Source organism: Anoxybacillus kestanbolensis, assembly GCF_001996285.1.
Lineage (GTDB): Bacteria > Bacillota > Bacilli > Bacillales > Anoxybacillaceae > Anoxybacillus > Anoxybacillus kestanbolensis_A.
In genome coordinates, this window is the sequence record NZ_MQAD01000005.1 from 55,036 (window position 1) to 74,864 (window position 19,829).

Here is a 19,829-nt window from a genome sequence, read left to right on the forward strand (position 1 = left end):
GGGGATCGTACGATGAAACAGATTCAAGCGAAAAAAGGGTTGCAACTTGAATGCAAAGGGTGGGAACAAGAAGCAGTATTGCGCATGTTATACAACAATCTAGACCCAGAGGTGGCGGAAAAACCAGAAGAGCTAATTGTATATGGGGGCATTGGGAAAGCAGCACGAAATTGGGAAGCGTTTGATGCGATTGTTCGGACGTTGCGCACGTTAGAAAATGACGAAACGCTATTAATTCAATCCGGAAAACCAGTCGGTGTGTTTAAAACGCATGAACGGGCGCCGCGCGTGCTTTTATCCAACTCTGTCCTTGTGCCGAAATGGGCGACGTGGGAACATTTTCATGAGCTCGACAGAAAAGGGCTAATCATGTACGGGCAAATGACAGCGGGAAGCTGGATTTATATCGGCACCCAAGGCATTTTACAAGGAACGTACGAAACGTTTGCGGCGGTGGCGAAGCAACATTTTGGCGGAACGCTAAAAGGAACGATTACGCTTACTGCTGGGCTAGGCGGCATGGGCGGAGCACAGCCGTTAGCGGTAACGATGAATGAAGGAGTAGTCATTGCGGTAGAAGTCGATCCAAGCCGAATTCAAAAACGAATCGACACGAAATATTGCGACCGAATGACGCACTCGCTTGACGAGGCGCTTCATTGGGCACGAGAAGCAAAAGAAAGTGGGGAAGCGCTATCGATTGGGCTTGTTGGCAATGCCGCTGAAGTGCATCACGAATTGCTAAAACGTGGTGTGCCTATTGATATCGTGACTGACCAAACGTCTGCCCATGATCCGTTAAACGGTTATGTGCCAGAAGGATTGTCATTACAAGAAGCAACGGAATTACGAAAAAACAATCCAAACGAATACGTCCGCCGCTCGAAACAAAGCATGGCAAAACATGTGGAAGCAATGCTACAATTCCAAAAACGTGGGGCGATTGTATTTGACTACGGCAACAATATTCGCCAAGTTGCCAAAGACGAAGGAGTCGAAAATGCGTTTTCGTTCCCAGGGTTTGTTCCTGCCTATATTCGTCCGCTATTTTGCGAAGGAAAAGGACCGTTTCGTTGGGCAGCGCTATCCGGCGACCCAGAAGATATTTATCGCACCGATGCGCTCATTAAAGAGCTATTCCCAGAAAACGAGGCACTGTTACGCTGGATTGACATGGCGCAAAAGAAAGTGGCGTTTCAAGGGCTTCCTGCCCGCATTTGCTGGCTAGGTTATGGCGAGCGGGTAAAAATGGGGCTAGCAATCAACGAATTAGTACGTAAAGGCGAGTTGAAAGCACCAATCGTCATCGGGCGCGACCATTTAGATTGCGGTTCCGTCGCCTCGCCAAACCGCGAAACAGAAGCGATGAAAGACGGTAGCGATGCCGTTGGGGATTGGGCAGTGCTCAATGCACTCATTAACACGGCGGCTGGAGGGTCATGGATTTCGTTTCATCATGGCGGCGGGGTTGGCATGGGCTATTCGCTACATGCAGGAATGGTCGTTGTTGCCGATGGAACGGATTTAGCGAAAGAACGGCTCGAACGAGTGTTAACGACTGACCCGGGCATGGGGATTATTCGCCATGCGGATGCAGGCTATGAACGAGCGATTGAAGTAGCACAAAAAATGAACATTCACATCCCGATGTTAAGGGGGTAATTTGATGGACACACTGATTGTGAATATCGGGCAATTGTTAACGATGGAAGGGGACGGACCAGTAAAGGGGGAGCAGATGAAGACGCTCCCTTTGATGGAACAGGCAGCGATCGGAATAAAAGATGGGCGTGTGGCGTGGATTGGCAGCAATGCAGAAACGAAAACAATTTCTGCCAAACATATCATTGACGCAGAAGGGAAGCTTGTGACACCAGGGCTTGTTGATCCGCATACACACCTTGTATTTGCTGGCTCGCGCGAACATGAACTACCGCTAAAGCAGCAAGGTGTTCCGTATTTAGAGATTTTAAAGCGTGGTGGTGGTATTTTGTCGACCGTACGCGCGACGCGAGCAGCAAGCGAAGAAGAGCTGTACGAAAAAGCACGCGTTCATTTGGATCGCATGCTTTCGTACGGGGTGACAGCGGTCGAAGCAAAAAGTGGCTACGGATTAGACGAGGAAACAGAATGGAAACAATTGCGTGTGGCGAAGCGCCTACACCAAACGCACCCCGTAGAAGTTGTGTCAACATTTTTAGGCGCACACGCGATTCCTACAGAACATCAAAACCATCCGGATGATTTTTTACAGCAAATGGTCGACTTCATGGATGTCATTAAACAAGAGCAGCTTGCCGAGTTTGCCGACATTTTTTGTGAAACAGGTGTATTTACGGTCGAACAGTCACGCCTCTTTTTACAAAAAGCAAAAGAAAAAGGGTTTGCTGTTAAAATTCATGCTGATGAAATTGATTCGCTAGGTGGGACGGAGCTAGCGGTTGAAGTTGGAGCGGTAAGTGCCGATCATCTTGTTGGGGCATCTAGCGCAGGGATTTATCAACTTGCCCATTCAAACACCATCGCTGTATTGCTTCCTGGGACGTCTTTTTATTTAGGGAAAGGAAAGTATGCAAACGCACGGCAAATGATCGACGAAGGGGCAGCAGTGGCGCTTGCGACAGACTTTAACCCAGGTAGCTCGCCAACAGAAAATTTGCAATTCATTATGACGCTTGCTGCACTATATTTACGAATGACTTCAGAAGAAATTTGGCATGCGGTAACCGTCAATGCGGCATATGCGGTCAATCGCGGACAAGACGCAGGGCGAATTATGATCGGAAGAAAAGCGGACATCGTTCTATGGGATGCGCCGAATTATATGTACGTACCATACCATTACGGAATCAATCATGTCCGAATGGTTCTAAAAGAAGGGAAAGTGGTGAGCGAAAGGGGAAAAGGTGATGTTTCCGTATCTTAAAGAAGCAGGAAAAGCAACTTTTCAAGACCGCTATGTGAAAAAAGCGAACGAATTGCTCGTTCCGTGGGATGGAAAACAGGCGGGTAACATCGGTGTAATTGGTGTGCCGCTGTCTAAATCGTCGATTAGCCATTCGGGTGCGGCATTTGCTCCACAGGCGATTCGGCAAGCGTTGTCGTTTTATAGCACATACTCGATTGAAGCGGGAATTGATTTAGCGGACATCACGGTTACTGATTATGGCGATGTTGTGATGCATCCGACCGATATCGTTGAATCACAAAGACGCATTGCTGAAACGGTCGAACAAGTCGTTGCTTTATATCCCGAGTCGAAGTGGATTGCCCTCGGCGGCGACCACTCTATCACGTTTCCAGTTGTTAGCGGCTGGCAAAAGCAAAAAGGAAAAATTGGCATGATCCAGTTCGATGCCCATCACGATTTACGCAACTTAGAAGACGGGGGACCAACAAACGGTACGCCATTTCGTCGGTTAATCGAAGCGGGTGTTATTGATGGCAGTCAACTTGTGCAAATTGGGTTGCGTGACTTTGCGAATAGCCGCGCGTATACGGAATACGGAAAACAACGTGGAGTGACGATGTATACGGTCGAAGAGGTGTATCGCCTCGGCATTCAAACGATTATCGAAAAAAGTATGCAGATGTTATCGGACGTGGACGCGGTATATGTATCGGTCGATATGGATGTGCTTGACCAAGCATTTGCCCCTGGGTGTCCAGCGATTGGGCCAGGTGGGATGGATAGCCGCACGCTGTTGCAAGCCATTTTGCTACTTGCTCGCTATGATAAGGTGCAGGCAATGGACATTGTCGAAATCGACCCGACAATTGATTTTCGCCAAATGACAAGCCGACTAGCGGCGTGGTTTATTTTACAGTTTTTAAAAGAGAAAAAGGAGGGTGACTTTTAGGTCATCCTTTTTTATGTTAAACAGATCGACAAAAAGCGGCTCCGTTTGTATGATTGGAATGAAAGCAAACCCATTTGAAAGGAGAGCAGTGAATGCCTTTAACATACGATCAAATTGTCCAAATTTGCAAGAAAATAAATGACAAACATATGCCCAATGGCCAAGCATTTGTTGATGCAGTTGATATGTGGTTAGAACGATATACCGGGGAGAACGGGAAACAATTCATGTTCCTAGCCTTTAAACAATTGCTTTTTCTTGTTGATGAACATATTCGTGAGATTGAGCGAAAGGTAAACATTCGTTCAACTTGCGCAAAAGGGTGTGCGTATTGTTGCTATTTTCCAATCATTACAACGAGAGCAGAAGCAAAATGGATCATGATGAAAATCGCTGAACTACCTAAACGGGAGCAGGAGTGGATTCATGAACATATTCAATGGTATGGTGAACATTATGCTGAAAAAATAAAACGAGTAAACATGTTAGATTTTACAGAAGATCATCACTTCAAAGAAACATATATGAAGGAACAATTGCCATGTATATTTTTAAATCGCCAAACAAATACATGTTTGATTTATGAAGTAAGGCCAATACCATGTCGTACGTATTTAAACTACTGTTCTCCGAATGTATGTGCTGAATCATATTTGCCTGATGAGCCATTTAGTTATGAATTTTTATACGAGTTTTATATCGAAGCGCTTCACGATTTCATTCAAACGTTTGTTTATGAAGGAGAAGATGTTGGGATCGATTATCCAGACGACTTGTTTGACATGGACTATTTGTTTCGTTTTTTCGTGGATGAAAAGAAATAAACCTAGCACTAATCGAGGCGCTAGGCATTGTTACTCAAATTAATTGTTCATACACTTCATTTAAATGATAAACACGAATATTGTCTTGTTCTTCCTTTGCATACTTCATTTCTTGACGTAGCATGCGATCTAAAAAGGCGACTTCTTTTGGTGATAAGTCGCGGACGAATTGTTCTTCACTTTTGTATGGTTTACTTATTAGTTTTTTATATAAATGCATGGCTACCGTGTGATGACGGTCAGCGTAGTTTGCTAACGCTTCGCGTAAATAAGCTAACGTTTGATTCAACTCGCCCACCTCCTTAACAGTAGGGTGGGCGATTTTGTCATGAAATATGTGTCGCTATACGAAAATCTCTTGTAAAATAGGGTCTTCATCAAGCAGTTGAACGGCTCGTTTTCGATATGTTTCGTCGTGAATGTACGTATAGCGGTTTGGTTTTATGGTTGGTGCCATGTGGATTGCTTGACGATATTCCTCTTTGTTCAACTGTAATGTTTTGACGTAATCGAAAAATCCAGTACGTGTAAACACTTTTGTGATACGTTCAGCCCGATGTTGTTGAACATGTGCCATGATATATGTGGCGATTCCTACTTGAATGCCATGCATATGTGGCGACGGGCTGATTTTGTCAAGTGCATGGGAGATTAGGTGTTCAGATCCGCTAATCGGTGCACTATTTCCGCTAATCACAGTAGAAATGCCGCCCATTGTTAACGAACTAATTAATTCTTTTAGAAAAATAGGATGTTTAATATTTTGCATTGGTGTACGGATAAAGCTGTTGACTGTTTTTTTGCTAATCATCGCTGCAAAAGCGTTTACCCGACTGACGCCGTGATTTTGTTCAAATTCCCAGTCATATAACGCTGTAATGTTCGACATTAAATCGCCTACTCCTGCTAAAATAAAACGATCAGGAGCTTGCTGAATGATATGTAAACCAGCCAAAATGCCGAACGGTACTTTAGCGGGAACGGTTGTTTTTTTACCATTGACAAGTAACGAGCAGTTTGTGCTTGCAAAACCGTCATTTGACGCAGATGTTGGTATGCTAAGAAACGGCACTTGTCGTAAAAATGCCATATATTTGCCGCAGTCAATGACTGCCCCGCCGCCCATTGCTATCATCACATCGCAGTGGGGGAGTTCAAACGCCCTTTTCATAATGTCTACGATATCAAGCTGTGGTGGTAAGCAAACGGTATGAACAACAGCAGATGAAATGGCTCGTTTCATCTCTTGCTCGTACGTTTGATAAGTGAAATCATCAAATAAGATAACAGCTTTGGAAAAACGATACGTTTTTATCAGTTCGTCTATGCGCCAAATGACACCTTCGCCAATTTCAAGAATAGATGGAATTGGGATGTTCATGTCAATACCCCTTTTTCTTGTAAATAACGTTCAACATCCGCAAATGTGTCCACAGGAACAAATGGAATTTGTTTTTCACGCAACAATGATTGTAAAGCTCCTTTGGCAAATGTCACGTCGGCTACTTTCGCTGCATGAACGTCTGGTTCACTATCGCCAATAAAGTAAACGGTTTTATACGTTTGTTTCAATGTACGAATGACGCTAGATTTATCGATGCCATACCGTTCGGAATAATGAATATGATTTGGATTAATGCGCATATGAATATTTTTATCATGATAATATCCTTCGTTAGAAAAAATATCGACGCCACGTATATCATATTTTTTGAAAATGTGTCGGATATAGTAATCAGTTCCGGCGCTTAATACATAAAAATCGCCTTCGCTCTGTTGAACGTGTTTAATAAAAGGTAAAACTGTTTCATCAATCGGGATGTGATGAATATCTTCAATGATTTTTTCTTCATCTTGATGAATGGATGTAAAAATAGTGTTTAAAAAGTCGATATCTTTTATTTTTCCAGCACGCCATTGTTCGAATAATCGTTTCCCTTCAGGAAAATATTTTTCAATAACAATCCAGTAAAAGTCTTTATGCGAAATCGTTCCGTCAAAATCAGAAACAAAAGCCCATTTGTTCATGAGATAACCTTCGTTTTTTTTTTTTTTGTATATGCATTCATCAAAGAAATTGAATCGCTTGGGCAACATCGTAGTCGCTTTGTTGTAATGAAGTAGGCTGCCCAAGAATCATTTTCGCAAGCTCTGCTCCAACATACGGTCCTGCAGTCAAGCCGGATGCGCCAAGCCCATTCGCCACGTAAAGGCCTTCGATTTGTGGGACGGCACCAAATATAGGTAAAAAGTTCGGTGCGTGGGGACGGAAGCCAACACGTGTTTCCACATGGGTCCAATCCGCTAAGTGAGGGGCAATAGTTAATGCTTTATGTAACACTTCGTATAATCCACCAGCAGTCACACGGCAGTCAATGCCAACACCGTCTTCATGCGTCGCGCCAACAACTATTTTCCCGTTTGGAAAGGCAAGTAAATATTGATTGTTTGGAGGCATGACGACAGGCCAATGATCCGTATGTTGTTCAAGATGTTGTAGATGCACGATCTGTGCTCGCTGTGGCGTGATGAGAAATTCAATACCTAGTGGCAAAAGTAACGATTTTGCCCAAACACCTGCTGTGACAACGACCGCATCCGCCTCGTAACGTTCATTCGCTACTGAGGCACCAATGACTCGGCCATTTTCATGCAAAAGTGTTGCATCACCTTTTATATATGTTGCCCCTAAGTGAGTGGCAGCATGAATGAGAGCGCGTCTCAAGGCACGTCCGTCTACACGGGCAGCTCCACTGACATATAGCGCTTCGTATTCATCACGTAACACAGGAAATCGAGTTTTTACTTCTTTTGAAGACAGCCGAGTGACTTCTCCTATTTCAGGAGCTTCCTCACGCCGCTTGAGTACGCGTTCTTCCATACTTCTCAATTTATCGAGATCATGATGTAAACAAATCGCTCCGACACGTTCATATCCCGTTTCGTAACCGTATGTTTGCAATTGTTCAATGAGGCAAGGGTAAAATGCGGCACCACCTTTCGCAAGTGCGTACCATTTTTTATTTCGCCGTTGTGACGTCCACGGGCAAATGATTCCTGCTGCTGCATTGGTTGCTTGTCCGTGATCTTCACGGTCGATAATCACAACCTCTACCTTTTCTTTTGCGAGATGAAAAGCAACAGAAGCGCCAACAATTCCAGCGCCAATGACGATATAACGATTCATTGTTCACACCTTTTCTTTTGTTGTTTTGTACCATTACAATAACATAAGACGACAAAAAAGCAAGGGAGCCCCTTGCTTTTTTAATAGAACCACTTCGCCATTTCATAATATAGCGGCATGCCGATTGTTAAGTTGAACGGAAATGTAAGCCCGAGCGCCATGCCAAGATAGATAGCCGGATTCGCTTCTGGCACCGATGCGCGCATCGCAGCTGGAGCTGCAATATATGAGGCGCTTGCGGCGAGTACGCTAAGTAAAATCGTTCCCCCGAAAGATAATCCTGAATAATAACCGATTACCACTCCTAAAAAGCCGTATACAGGAGGTAAAAGAATCCCTAATGCGAGCAGTTTGACCCCATATTTGCGTACAGCTGCAAGTTGTTTTCCTGCTGTTAGGCCCATGCCGAGTAGAAAGAGGACAAGAACGCTTGGATATAAATCAATGAACAACGGTTTCACAACCGTAAGCGCACGATCTCCACCGATTAGCCCAACAAGAAGGCTACCGACCATTAAAAAGACGCTTTTTCCGAATAGCCCTTCTTTAATGATCGGTCCGTATACCGATGTAGCTGAGAAGCGATATACCATTTCTTGTTTATATGAGCGACTTTCTAACAATTTCAATATGACAAGCGATACGATAATTGCCGGGCTCTCTAACAGAACGACAAATGCACTCATGTAACTTTCGTACGCAATATTTGCTTGTTCGACAAAAGCGAGTGCAGCACCGAATGTAACGATGCTAACTGAACCATATGTTGCGGCAATACCTGTTGCGTTTTTACGATCAATGCCAAGACGACGACAAACAGCAAACGTAATAATTGGGATGATGATACCAAGTGATAATGTTCCAACTAACGGGCGAACGAGTTCATGAAAAGAATGTTCCGCAAGTTCAATGCCACCTTTCATTCCGATTGCGATTAACAAATAGATGCTTAACGATTCATTTAATCCTGTTGGTAATTTTAAATCTGATTTGACGAGAGCAGCAATAATGCCGAGAATAAAAAATAAAATGGCGGGCGATGTTAAATTGTTGATAACCATTTCTTGCATCGTAATCCTCTCCTTTATGTTTCTTTTTTATATTCAACAAAAAAGCCGGAAACATTTTTCGATCGGATCGAAAAATATTTCCGGCTTATCTTTTACTGACCATAAGGGCCTTTAAAAGATCAACCTTGTATGTCAATTGGTTCTTGTAGTAAAAAGACAATCATTCGTTCTCCTGTTTTTGTGCTAATGTCTGTATGCATGCTTGTTACTTGCTTACCTGTTAGTGTATAGATCATTTCTTTTAGTTGCTCGCTACCTGATTCAATTAAATCTGCGCGAATGCGTTTAATCGACAACATCCCTTCTTTTGTTTCGCACAATACTTTTTCGGCAGGAGTTAAAATGCCTCTTAATTGCACGATCACCATATTTCGTAAAATATCTGTTTTCACAGAGAGTGGACCGCGGCCTAAATATTCTTTTTCCCATTGGGTGAGCGCGCGACTAATTTGATCTTCTAGTTCTCCTTTTGTTTTCACGTTGATCCCCCTTTAGAAACAAAAAACGGCATGCCTCACGTATAGATGAAGTGAAACATACCGATGTATTTTTAGCTTAACTCGCCTCAATGTTAACCCTTTCGTTTTCGCCATGTGGCCATGTCGAAAACGCTAAGGCAAAACAATAAAACGAGCTTGCTATCAATCGTTCGGTGCAACAATTTGTTTTTTATTTTATAAAGGTTTGAAAGTTATGTCAAGGGAAAAGATTGATGTCATACATGTATATGCCATGGTACAATAAAGGGAAAGGGTAGAGAGTGGGGGAGAAGGTTTGATACTGTATTTTATCGTAAATCCTTCAGCGAAAAATGAGAAATGTAAAAAAACATGGAAAAAAATTGAACGAACACTTCGGCATCACCATATTCGTTATCATGTTGTATTTACAAAAGCACAAGGAGACGGAACGAAGTTAGCGCAACAAATTGCAGAGCACACTCATGAGCCGTTTATATTAATTGCAGTTGGTGGAGATGGCACGATGCACGAAGTGATGAATGGTATCGCGATGTATGATCATGTCACTGTCGGGTACATACCAGCTGGGACAGGAAACGATTTTGCTCGTGGGATAAAACTCTCGATCACGTGGCGAAAAGCGCTTAGTCAAATGTTATCAAGTGTGGAAGGTATGCATGTCGATTCGTATGACATTGGGGCATTTAAAAGTGCAAAACAAGGTGTTTTTGTGAACAATGTTGGTTGTGGATTTGATGCACATATTTCAAGAAAAGTGAATGCGTCAAAATGGAAACAAATTTTAAATCGCTTGTACCTAGGAAAGTTTGTTTACGTTTTTTACTTATTAAAGGAAATGTTTTTATATAAACCGACCGTCATACAATTGACAGTTGATCAAAAACAATATACGTTTTCAAATGCGTGGCTTGTCACCGTTGCGAATCATCCGTATTATGGCGGTGGAATGAAGATTGCTCCATTTGCGCAGTCAAATGATCAACATTTGGATGTCGTTGTTGTCGATAATATATCACGTTTGAAATTACTCGCCTTATTTGTGACGGTTTTTTGGGGTGGTCATATAAAGATGAAAGAAGTACATACGTTTCGAGGGAAATATATTCATATTTGCAGCAACACGTCTCTTCCTCTCCATGCAGACGGCGAGCAAATTGGTGAAGGTGAGATTACGATTTCAGCAAACAAACAAATACGTGTGCTTAAGTAGCCCGCATAAGAAAAAAATAGTGAAAGGCTCTTGTTGTCGCTAAGAGCCTTTAATACTTGTTTTGTATATGCCGCAATATTTCATAGGCGTGATCGCCAAACAGTGCAAGTAGTTGCTCGAATATTGCATCTCGCTGCAGATCAAGCTCAATAATTTGTTTTGCTAAATCTATAGCTTTCTTTTCCATCGGCAATCTCCTTTCGAAGTTGTTCATATTTTTTTCGCAGTTCTGTTAGTGTCCAATGATGTATTTCTCCTTCTTCATGCAGTTTGTCGATATAAAATTGTTTTTGTTTCATCGTTATTTGCAGAAGGGTTCCCATTTCCTTTCCTCCTTCCGTCATTTATTTGATAATCATTATATCTCTTCTCTATGTTGTAAACAGCACTTTTGTTACTTTTCATAACATAAATAATAAGTTTTGTTACTTTTTATAACAAAATTCATTTCAATATTCATAAAATACAGTATATTAATGTTATAAAATATAACGTGCATGAGGGGGATGAGGATGGAATCGTATAAACATAAAAAAGTTATTTCAATTGGTATTGTTAGTGAGTTAACAGGTTTGTCACCGAGACAAATTCGGTATTATGAGGAGCGCCAACTTATTTTTCCTGATCGGTCAAAAGGGACGAGAAAGTATTCTTTCGCAGATGTTGAATGGCTCGTTGAGATTGCAAACAAACGAGAGGAAGGAGTGCAAACACGGGAAATTCGCTATGAAATGATGAAAGAAATTCGTGAAACGATGAGAAAAGGACAAATCAACGCTCATTTTCGTTCTCGCATGTAATTTTCTCTTTTCCATGTTATAATTGATGGTGGAAGGGGAATGGTCATGTTTATGGAGTTTTCATTCGATGTATTTACGTATGTATCGCTCTTCAGTATGTTCGTTGTGGCGATGACGTGCTATGTGAAGCGACAAGCGAATTACCCCGTCACTATTCAACGCTTCGTCACATACGATATGAACGGTTGCAAAAAGATGAGCGATGCATACACATATACGCCATTACACATACGTTTTGTCACGTTTCAACAACGTAAAATCCCGATAAACGAGCAGTCTTATGCGAGTGGTGAAGAAGGAAGGATGCTCCTTGTTTGCTTATCATAAAACAAACAAGGAGGAGCTATATCGTGAAAAAATGGACTATTTTTATTTTTTGTGTTGTTGTTAAGTGCATGCAATCGAAATGTACCGATTACAGAGCATAGTCAAGGTGTATGGGATCATTATTTTGTTTACCCAATGTCAAAGCTATTACTGATGCTTGGACACGCATTTCAAGAAAATTACGGGCTTGCAATTATTGCGTTGACGATTGTTGTCCGTTTTGGGTTGCTTCCGCTCATGATTAAACAATTTCGTACAAATATTGCGATGCAACGCATTCGTCCAGAAATGCAAAAACTGCAACAAAAATATAAAGGCACAGATATGGAGACACAACGAAAGCTACAACAAGAAATGATGCAACTATACCAAAAACATGGTGTCAATCCGATGAGCGGTTGCTTGCCGATTTTTATTCAAATGCCTATTTTCATGGCTCTATATTACGCGATTTCGCGTACAGAAGAAATTAAACTACATTCATTTTTATGGATGCAACTCGGTCATCGTGATCTATATTTCATTATGCCGATATTAGCAAGTTTAACGACATTTATTTCAATGCGTTTATCTCCATCTGCCACAACAACAGAAGTAGCGACACAAATGAAAATCATGTCATATATTATGCCTGTGATGATTTTTATGGGGGCAAGTTCTGTCCCTTCCGCTTTATCGCTATATTGGGTCGTTGGTGGATGTTTTTCGATTATTCAGTCGCTTGTGATGCGTGCGCAATGGAAGAAGCATCAAGTAGAAACTGCCAAATAACCTGCTCGCTAGCTGAGCAGGTTTCTTTTCGTCAAGGGGTGAAAAAATGAAAGTTATTATTGCTGAAAAACCTGATCAAGGGAAGACGCTTGCATCGATTTTTCAAACAAAAAAACGAGAAGGATATATTGAAATTTTACCGAATGAGCTGTTTCCGAAAGGTGCTTATATGACATGGGCAGTTGGACATTTATTTGAATTAGCTCCTCCGGAAACGTATGAAGCAAGTTGGAAGCGGTGGACACTTGATACGTTACCAATCATTCCAGATCGTTTTCAGTACGAGATTGATCGAAAAAAGGCGAAACAGTTTGCGATCATTAAACAATTGCTTCGTAAGCCAGAAGTGATTGAGATTATTCATGCTGGTGATGCAGGGAGAGAAGGAGAATTAATCATTCGAAACATTATTTACATGAGTGGTGTAAAAAAACCGATCAAACGGCTTTGGATCTCATCTTTAACACCGAAAGCTATTGAACAAGGATTTCGTCAGTTGTTGGATGAAAAACAGACACGTCCTTTATACGAGGAAGCGTATGCGCGAACATGTGCGGATTGGCTTGTCGGTATAAACGCCTCGAGGGTGTATACGATTTTATTGAAACAAAAGGGAATGAACGATGTCTTTTCCGTTGGACGTGTACAAACGCCAACGCTTGCTCTAATTGTGAGAAGAGAAAAAGAAATTGAACAGTTTCGCTCGGAGCCGTTTTGGGAAGTTGTTGCTACATTTGATGTGGACGGAAAACGATACGAAGGAAAGTGGTGGCACGAAAATGAGACGCGCACATACGATCGAGAGCTTGCTGAGAAAGTGAGCGCGTTTTGCAGACAAAAACAAGTAGAGGTAGCAGAAGTTACATGTGAGCGAAAAACATTTTTACCACCGCTTTTGTTTAATTTATCAACATTGCAGGCAGCGGCAAACAAGCGGTTTAAATATTCGCCGCAAAAAACATTAGATATACTACAAAAACTATATCAAAAGGGGTATGTATCGTATCCACGCTCCGATTCACAATATGTAACTAAAGGAGAAGCGGAAACATTTCCACATATCTTAAAACAACTTTCACAAAAGGAAGAGTATGCTCCTTATTTTCCACTCGTTCACGAATCGATTTTACATAATAAACGTTATGTAAACGAAAAGAAGGTAACAGATCATTATGCCATTATTCCAACTGAACAAGTGCCGAATTTGACAAAGTTAAGTCAGGATGAGCGAAATATTTACGACCTTGTCGTTCGGAGATTAATTGCTGCTCATAGTGAAGAAGCTATATTTGATTATACAACGATTGTAACCGTTGTCGATGGACGTGCTCGCTTTATTTCAAAAGGAAAGAAACAAATACAAGCAGGATGGCGGGACGTCCTTATGTCACAAGATGATGATGTACAACTTTTACCGAATGTACAAAGTGGAGAAAAAGGAATGGTATATGATGTGTATGTGAAAGAAGGAAAAACACAGCCGCCAAAGCGATATACAGAAGGCGAACTGATCACGTTAATGAAGACAGCAGGGAAGTTTTTAGATGACGAACAACTGGAGAAAGTATTAGCGAAAACAGAAGGACTTGGGACGGAAGCTACCCGCGCCTCCATTATTACAACGCTAAAACAGAGAAATTATATTGAGATAAAAAATAATCAAGTATATGTAACTGATAAAGGAAAAGTATTGATTGACGCAATCGGCCCGCACCTTTTGGCGTCTCCTGAAATGACAGCAAAATGGGAACAACGATTAAGTGAAATTGGCGAAGAAAAAGCATCGGCCACAGCATTTATGGAACAAGTGAAAAAATTGGCAGCGAAAATTGTGGCCGATGCGGTACAAGTGGCAAATCATTGGTCATTTGAAGGACTAGATACCACTTCGATTCAGCAGAAGAAAAAAACAACGATCGGAAAACATGTCGGGGTTTGCAAGCTTTGTGGGGGCTCGGTCATTGATAAAGGTTCGTTTTACGGTTGTGTCAACTATGCAAAAACAAAGTGCTCATTTACTATTTCAAAAACGATATTGGGCAAATCGATCTCACAAGCAAACGTCAAAAAATTATTAGCAGAAGGAAAAACGAGTGTTATCAAAGGGTTTAAAAAGGGAGAAAACACATTTAATGCTGCGGTTATATGGGATGAAAAAGAAAAACGTATATCGTTTTCGTTTGAAAAATAGGAGGCTTCCCTCCTATTTTTCAACTTCGCCTTTCCACTCATTCATACCGCCGGTCATATTATATATACTTGAGAAGCCTTCTTTTACTAGCAATTCGCTTGCTTGCGCTGAGCGATTACCGGAACGACAAACGACAATATACGTCTTGTTTTTGTTCAGTTCATCTACACGATCTGGAAGATGTTGTAAAGGTAATAAAATAGCTCCAGGAATATGACCGGAAGCATATTCCTCTTCTGTACGGACATCGAGCACAACAACGTCCTCTTTTTGCATCATTTGTGCAGCTTCATCGACAGAAATGTTTGTATAACGGTTTTGTGCACATCCGCTTATGATGAAAAGAAATGTAAATAAAAAAGAAAACCATTTTTGCATGAAATTATCGCCTCCGCATATAATCAAATACCCATATGTGTATTCTAGCTTATTTTTTCGATTTCTTCAAACGTTTCGACACCATTGTTATGTCTATATGTAGTACAATAGGAAGAAAGGTTTACATGGAAAGAAGGAGAGAGCATGTGCGGATCTATCATCGACTTGATTGGAAATACGCCCGTTGTTAAGCTCAATCGGGTTGTTTTTCGGGAGGGAGCAAGTGTATATATAAAGCTTGAGTCGTTCAATCCAGGTGGAAGTGTAAAAGATCGTGCAGCTAAACGAATGATTGAGCAGGCCGAGCGAGAGGGAAAAATTGTCCCTTTTCGAAGCACGATTATTGAACCAACATCAGGGAATACAGGAATTGGGTTAGCGATGGTATGCGCAGCGAAAGGTTATCGTTGCATCATCACGATGCCAGATAATGCGACAAAGGAACGGGTGAATTTATTAAAAGCATATGGTGCGGAAGTTCACTTAACCCCTGCAGCTTTGCGCATGCAAGGGGCGATTGATGAAGCATATCGGCTTGCGGAGAGTATTCCAAACAGCTTTATACCCATGCAGTTTGAAAATAAAGCAAATCCAGATGCTCACCGAATAAGTACAGCAGTTGAAATTGTAGAGGCATTTCCAGAAGGAATTGACGCGTTCGTGCTTACAGCAGGAACAGGGGGGACGGTAACAGGAACAGGGGAGGAGTTGAAGAAAACATTCCCTCATTTACGCATTTATGTTGTGGAACCATATGGGTCTCCCGTCCTTTCGGGTGGGCAACCGGGGCCGCATAAAATTCCAGGCACTGGACCAGGTTTTATTCCGCCTATTTTAAATCGCAAGGTGTATGATGATATTTTGCTTGTCAAAGATGAAGAAGCACAGATGATGGCGCGGCGATTAGCTGCAGAAGAGGGGATTTTAGTGGGGGCTTCAGCTGGGGCAGCTGCCTTTTGTGCGGTTCAAGTGGCGCGAACTCTCCCGAAAGACGCACGTGTGCTTTGTATGGCACCAGATACAGGAGAGCGATATTTGTCCTCCGATTTATTTAACGGATAAGAGAGAGAAAAATTGTCGAGGCTATGAAATAAAAAGGAGTGATTGTATGTTCCGAGAAGAAGTAAAAACAATAGGAGGTCTTCGTCTTCATGTCATTCCGACGAAAAAATATAAGACGAATACGCTCGTATTAAAGATGAAAGCGCCGTTATGTGAACGAGATGTAACGATGCGAGCTCTTATTCCGTATGTGTTACAAAACGCTACCGAGCGACATCCGTCGATGAAAGCGTTACGTACATATTTAGACGAACTATATGGTGCTACGTTACAAGTCGATTTAGCGAAAAAAGGGGAAAATCATATTATTACGATTCGAATGGATGTGGCAAACGAAAAATTTTTAGGCACCACATCTTCACTATTACGGGAAGCGTTGACCCTCTTTAGCGACATACTATTTCGCCCACTTACTGAACAAGGTGGATTTTCTGTTGCGATTGTTGAGCAAGAAAAACGGGCATTGAAACAAAAAATACAATCGTTGTTTGATGATAAAATGCGATACGCTCAACATCGACTCATCGAAGAGATGTATAAAGGTTCGCCTTATGCACTCGATGTTCACGGTAAACTGAGCGATATTGATACAATTGATGCTAAACGTTTATATAAACATTACGAACACATGCTGAAACACGATGAAATAGACTTATACATTGTCGGAGATGTGGCGTTAACGGACGTAGAACATGATGTTGTGGAACGTTTTCCGTTAGAAGCTCGTTCTTTACGTTCAACTGAAACGACAACGATAACAAAACGAACAAGCGTGCAAGAAGTTATAGAAAAACAACATGTGAAACAAGGAAAGCTACATCTTGGTTATCGAACAAATACGACATACAACGATGCAGATTACGATGCGTTACAAGTATGGAATGGGATCTTCGGTGGGTTTGCACATTCAAAATTGTTTATGAATGTGCGCGAAAAGGCAAGTTTAGCTTATTATGCAGCTTCGCGTATCGAAAGTCACCAAGGAATGATGATGGTCATGGCAGGAATTGAACCGAGCAATTATGAGCGTGCACTTGAAATTATTCATGCTCAGGCAGAGGCGATGCGTAACGGGCAATTTAGCGATGAGGAAATTATTCAAACAAAAGCAGTCATTCGTAATCAATTATTAGAAACGGTTGATACAGCGCGTGGAATGATTGAAATTTCTTATCATAACGTCATCGCGACGCGGCAACGTCCATTAGATGAGTGGTTAGAAGCGATTGAAAAAGTGACGTATGAGGATATTGTTCGTATAGGTGAAAAAATTGAATTAGATACAATTTATTTTTTAACAGAGAAGGAAGGTGAGAAAAAATGAAGATTATTCGCTACGATCAGTTGCAAGAACAATTATTTTATGAGCGATTAAACAACGGATTAGATGTTTACATTTTACCGAAAAAAGAATTCAATAAAACATATGCAACGTTTACGACAAAATACGGTTCGGTGGATAACTATTTTACTCCATATGGAAAAACGAGTATGAAAAAAGTGCCGGATGGCATCGCTCATTTTTTAGAGCATAAATTGTTCGAAAAAGAAGATGGCGATGTATTTCAAATATTTAGTAAGCAAGGGGCATCAGCGAACGCTTTTACATCTTTCACACGCACCGCCTATTTATTTTCGAGTACGACAAATGTAGAAAAAAACTTAGAAACTTTACTTGATTTTGTTCAAGAACCATACTTTACAGAGCAAACAGTCGAAAAGGAAAAAGGGATTATCGCTCAAGAAATTCGTATGTATGACGATAACCCGGATTGGCGTCTATATTTCGGAACAATTGAAAGCATGTATCACAATCATCCTGTAAAAATTGATATTGCAGGAACAGTGGAGTCGATTTCACATATTACGAAAGACTTATTGTATGAATGCTATGAAACGTTTTATCACCCGAGTAATATGTTGTTGTTTGTTACCGGTCCAGTTGATCCATTGACTATACTCGAACAAATTCGCACAAATCAAGCAAAAAAAACGTTCCGTTCGCCAACAGACATTGAGCGATTTCACCATGAAGAACCATCCCATGTCGCCCGTGAAAAACATGTCATTGAAATGAATGTACAGACATCTAAATGTCTCGTTGGTATAAAGGCGAAAAATGTATATACAAAAGGAAAAGAAAAATTAAAGCATGAATGCGCGATGGGATTATTGCTTGATCATTTGTTTGGAAAAAGTTCATCGCACTATGAGCGGCTATATCAACAAGGATTAATTGATGAAACATTTATGGTTGATTATACAGAAGAAAGTGATTTTGGGTTTGGTTTAATTGGTGGCGACACATTATACCCTGATCAATTAGCAGAAGAAATTCAACGCATTCTTGTGCAGTTTTCCGATATTGGTGATGAACAAGTGGAGCGGATGAAAAGAAAAAAAATTGGCTCGTTTTTACGATCGTTGAATTCGCTTGAGTATATTGCGAATCAATTTACTCGTTACGCATTCGACCAAATGAGTTTATTCGATGTTGTAGAGGCGTTACAATCATTGACATCGGATGATATAAAAGCGGTAGCCCGTGAATGTTTTGTACCCGAACAGTTTACGGTATGCCAAGTTGTTCCGAAAAGGTGAAATGTGATGAAATATGCTTTAGTTACAGGAGCGAGTGGAGGAATTGGACAGGAAATTGCCAGACAGCTCGCAAAAGATGGGTATGGATTGTATTTACATTACTACAAAAATGAACAATCTGTTCAATCTTTAATGAAGCAATTATCAACAGACATATATGCCATTCAGGCCGATTTATCTCATCCTTCTGGGGTCGATACGTTAGTGTCGTCTCTTTTTCATCCAATTGACGTGCTCGTTCATAATAGTGGAATGAGTACATATGGGCTGGTGACGGACATGACTGACGAACAAGTCGAGCGCATGGTACAGTTGCATGTGACAAGTCCGTTTTTATTGACGAAACGGTTGTTGCCCTCTATGATTCAGCGACGTCGCGGACAAATTGTTGTCATTTCATCGATCTGGGGACTCACAGGGGCGTCATGCGAAGTATTGTATTCGATGGTGAAGGGCGCGCAAAATACGTTCGTCAAAGCGTTAGCGAAAGAAGTTGCGCCAAGCCACATACGAGTAAATGCCATTGCTCCAGGAGCCATTGATACACCGATGCTTCAGGAGTTTACTGCAGAGGAGTTAGAAGCGTTAGCGAACGAGATTCCACTCGGGAGAATCGGGAAACCAGAAGATGTAGCTAAAGCGGTATCGTTTTTAATTTCTGACGATGCATCGTATATTACAGGACAAATTTTATCCGTCAATGGCGGTTGGTATTGTTAAGCAAGCATAATTTTTTGTTTCATAAGGCAAACTGTTCTTGAAACGAATTTCAAGGAGGTTTGCATATGTCTGTTCTTGATAATTTTGAGCAATGGAAAAGCTTTTTAGCTGATCGTCTTCATCAAGCGGAAGCGCAAGGGATGAACCAACAAGTCATTTCGGATATCGCTTATCAGATTGGCGACTACTTGGCAAAACAAGTCGATCCGAAAAACCCGGAAGAGCGTGTACTTGCTGATTTGTGGCACGTAGCAAATGAGCAAGAGCAACATGCAATAGCCAACATGATGATTAAACTTGTACAAAATAAGTAAGTAATATGGGCAAGCTGGTGACATTCGCCAGC

At 41.4% G+C, this 19,829-nt stretch carries 22 protein-coding genes; 14 read left to right on the forward strand and 8 right to left on the reverse strand.

The annotated features are described in order from the left end of the window. Positions 1-12 precede the first annotated feature (12 nt). From hutU to BO219_RS02640, 4 genes are all read left to right on the forward strand, one after another. Complete coding sequence (hutU, locus tag BO219_RS02625) at positions 13-1,662, forward strand: urocanate hydratase (protein ID WP_143271264.1); 1,650 nt, start codon at positions 13-15, stop codon at positions 1,660-1,662. A gap of 1 nt (position 1,663) precedes the next feature. After that, the gene (gene hutI, locus BO219_RS02630) at positions 1,664-2,926 is read left to right on the forward strand and encodes an imidazolonepropionase (protein ID WP_226373746.1); all 1,263 of its coding nucleotides are present in this window, start codon (positions 1,664-1,666) and stop codon (positions 2,924-2,926) included. After that, on the forward strand, positions 2,910-3,860 hold the full coding sequence (gene hutG / locus BO219_RS02635; RefSeq protein ID WP_077428306.1) for a formimidoylglutamase: 951 nt from the start codon (positions 2,910-2,912) through the stop codon (positions 3,858-3,860). Before hutI ends, hutG begins: the two co-directional genes overlap by 17 nt. 92 nt (positions 3,861-3,952) lie before the next feature. Beyond that, positions 3,953-4,684, forward strand: a complete 732-nt coding sequence (locus tag BO219_RS02640) for a YkgJ family cysteine cluster protein (protein WP_077428307.1) — start codon at positions 3,953-3,955, stop codon at positions 4,682-4,684. A 34-nt stretch (positions 4,685-4,718) separates the two neighbouring features. On the opposite strand, the gene BO219_RS02645 is transcribed toward BO219_RS02640, so the two are convergent. The 6 genes from BO219_RS02645 to BO219_RS02670 form a co-directional block, all read right to left on the reverse strand. Beyond that, on the reverse strand, positions 4,719-4,973 hold the full coding sequence (locus tag BO219_RS02645; protein WP_077428308.1) for a sigma-G-dependent sporulation-specific acid-soluble spore protein CsgA: 255 nt from the start codon (positions 4,971-4,973) through the stop codon (positions 4,719-4,721). 54 nt (positions 4,974-5,027) lie between these two features. Next, positions 5,028-6,065 carry an iron-containing alcohol dehydrogenase family protein gene (locus BO219_RS02650; RefSeq protein WP_077428309.1) on the reverse strand — a complete coding sequence of 346 codons (1,038 nt, stop codon included), beginning with the start codon at positions 6,063-6,065 and terminating at the stop codon, positions 5,028-5,030. Beyond that, complete coding sequence (locus BO219_RS02655) at positions 6,062-6,712, reverse strand: MtnX-like HAD-IB family phosphatase (RefSeq protein ID WP_077428310.1); 651 nt, start codon at positions 6,710-6,712, stop codon at positions 6,062-6,064. Before BO219_RS02655 ends, BO219_RS02650 begins: the two co-directional genes overlap by 4 nt. A gap of 40 nt (positions 6,713-6,752) precedes the next feature. After that, positions 6,753-7,871 (reverse strand): NAD(P)/FAD-dependent oxidoreductase, encoded by a 1,119-nt coding sequence (locus BO219_RS02660; RefSeq protein ID WP_077428311.1) that lies wholly within the window; start codon positions 7,869-7,871, stop codon positions 6,753-6,755. 80 nt (positions 7,872-7,951) lie between these two features. Next, positions 7,952-8,941, reverse strand: coding sequence for a sodium-dependent bicarbonate transport family permease (locus BO219_RS02665; protein ID WP_006321927.1), 990 nt, complete (start codon positions 8,939-8,941; stop codon positions 7,952-7,954). Between the two features lie 119 nt (positions 8,942-9,060). Continuing rightward, on the reverse strand, positions 9,061-9,420 hold the full coding sequence (locus tag BO219_RS02670) for a Na-translocating system protein MpsC family protein (RefSeq protein WP_006321933.1): 360 nt from the start codon (positions 9,418-9,420) through the stop codon (positions 9,061-9,063). Positions 9,421-9,715: 295 nt separating this feature from the next. Between BO219_RS02670 and BO219_RS02675 the strand changes: the two genes are divergently transcribed. Further along, positions 9,716-10,633 (forward strand): diacylglycerol/lipid kinase family protein, encoded by a 918-nt coding sequence (locus BO219_RS02675; RefSeq protein WP_077428312.1) that lies wholly within the window; start codon positions 9,716-9,718, stop codon positions 10,631-10,633. Between the two features lie 146 nt (positions 10,634-10,779). Here the strand turns inward: BO219_RS02675 and BO219_RS14625 are convergent, their stop codons facing one another. Continuing rightward, positions 10,780-10,956: a hypothetical protein gene (locus tag BO219_RS14625; protein ID WP_171700079.1), complete on the reverse strand. Its 177-nt coding sequence runs from the start codon at positions 10,954-10,956 to the stop codon at positions 10,780-10,782. 189 nt (positions 10,957-11,145) lie between these two features. Between BO219_RS14625 and BO219_RS02680 the strand changes: the two genes are divergently transcribed. The 4 genes from BO219_RS02680 to BO219_RS02695 are packed head-to-tail and all read left to right on the forward strand — an operon-like array spanning position 11,146 to position 14,722. Next, complete coding sequence (locus BO219_RS02680; protein ID WP_006323413.1) at positions 11,146-11,433, forward strand: MerR family transcriptional regulator; 288 nt, start codon at positions 11,146-11,148, stop codon at positions 11,431-11,433. Positions 11,434-11,478: 45 nt separating this feature from the next. Continuing rightward, positions 11,479-11,760, forward strand: a complete 282-nt coding sequence (locus tag BO219_RS02685) for a hypothetical protein (protein WP_077428313.1) — start codon at positions 11,479-11,481, stop codon at positions 11,758-11,760. 51 nt (positions 11,761-11,811) lie between these two features. Beyond that, positions 11,812-12,531, forward strand: coding sequence for a membrane protein insertase YidC (gene yidC, locus BO219_RS02690; RefSeq protein ID WP_077428314.1), 720 nt, complete (start codon positions 11,812-11,814; stop codon positions 12,529-12,531). A gap of 46 nt (positions 12,532-12,577) precedes the next feature. Next, a complete protein-coding gene (locus tag BO219_RS02695; protein WP_077428315.1) occupies positions 12,578-14,722 on the forward strand; it encodes a DNA topoisomerase III in 2,145 nt (714 codons plus the stop codon). Positions 14,723-14,734: 12 nt separating this feature from the next. Here the strand turns inward: BO219_RS02695 and BO219_RS02700 are convergent, their stop codons facing one another. Next, positions 14,735-15,100 carry a rhodanese-like domain-containing protein gene (locus BO219_RS02700; protein WP_077428316.1) on the reverse strand — a complete coding sequence of 122 codons (366 nt, stop codon included), beginning with the start codon at positions 15,098-15,100 and terminating at the stop codon, positions 14,735-14,737. A gap of 144 nt (positions 15,101-15,244) precedes the next feature. On the opposite strand from BO219_RS02700, the gene cysK reads away from it, so the two are divergent. The 5 genes from cysK to BO219_RS02725 all read left to right on the forward strand — a co-directional run bounded on the left by cysK (position 15,245) and on the right by BO219_RS02725 (position 19,797). Then, entirely contained in the window at positions 15,245-16,162 is a 918-nt protein-coding gene (cysK, locus tag BO219_RS02705) for a cysteine synthase A (RefSeq protein WP_077428317.1), read from the forward strand. A 46-nt stretch (positions 16,163-16,208) separates the two neighbouring features. After that, on the forward strand, positions 16,209-17,486 hold the full coding sequence (gene yfmF / locus BO219_RS02710; protein ID WP_077428318.1) for an EF-P 5-aminopentanol modification-associated protein YfmF: 1,278 nt from the start codon (positions 16,209-16,211) through the stop codon (positions 17,484-17,486). After that, positions 17,483-18,763 (forward strand): EF-P 5-aminopentanol modification-associated protein YfmH, encoded by a 1,281-nt coding sequence (gene yfmH / locus BO219_RS02715; protein WP_077428319.1) that lies wholly within the window; start codon positions 17,483-17,485, stop codon positions 18,761-18,763. The genes yfmF and yfmH overlap by 4 nt, the downstream gene beginning before the upstream one ends. Positions 18,764-18,769: 6 nt before the next feature. Continuing rightward, positions 18,770-19,483, forward strand: a complete 714-nt coding sequence (ymfI, locus tag BO219_RS02720; protein WP_077428320.1) for an elongation factor P 5-aminopentanone reductase — start codon at positions 18,770-18,772, stop codon at positions 19,481-19,483. A gap of 65 nt (positions 19,484-19,548) precedes the next feature. Next, positions 19,549-19,797, forward strand: a complete 249-nt coding sequence (locus BO219_RS02725) for a DUF3243 domain-containing protein (RefSeq protein ID WP_004890680.1) — start codon at positions 19,549-19,551, stop codon at positions 19,795-19,797. The last annotated feature ends 32 nt before the right edge of the window (positions 19,798-19,829 follow it).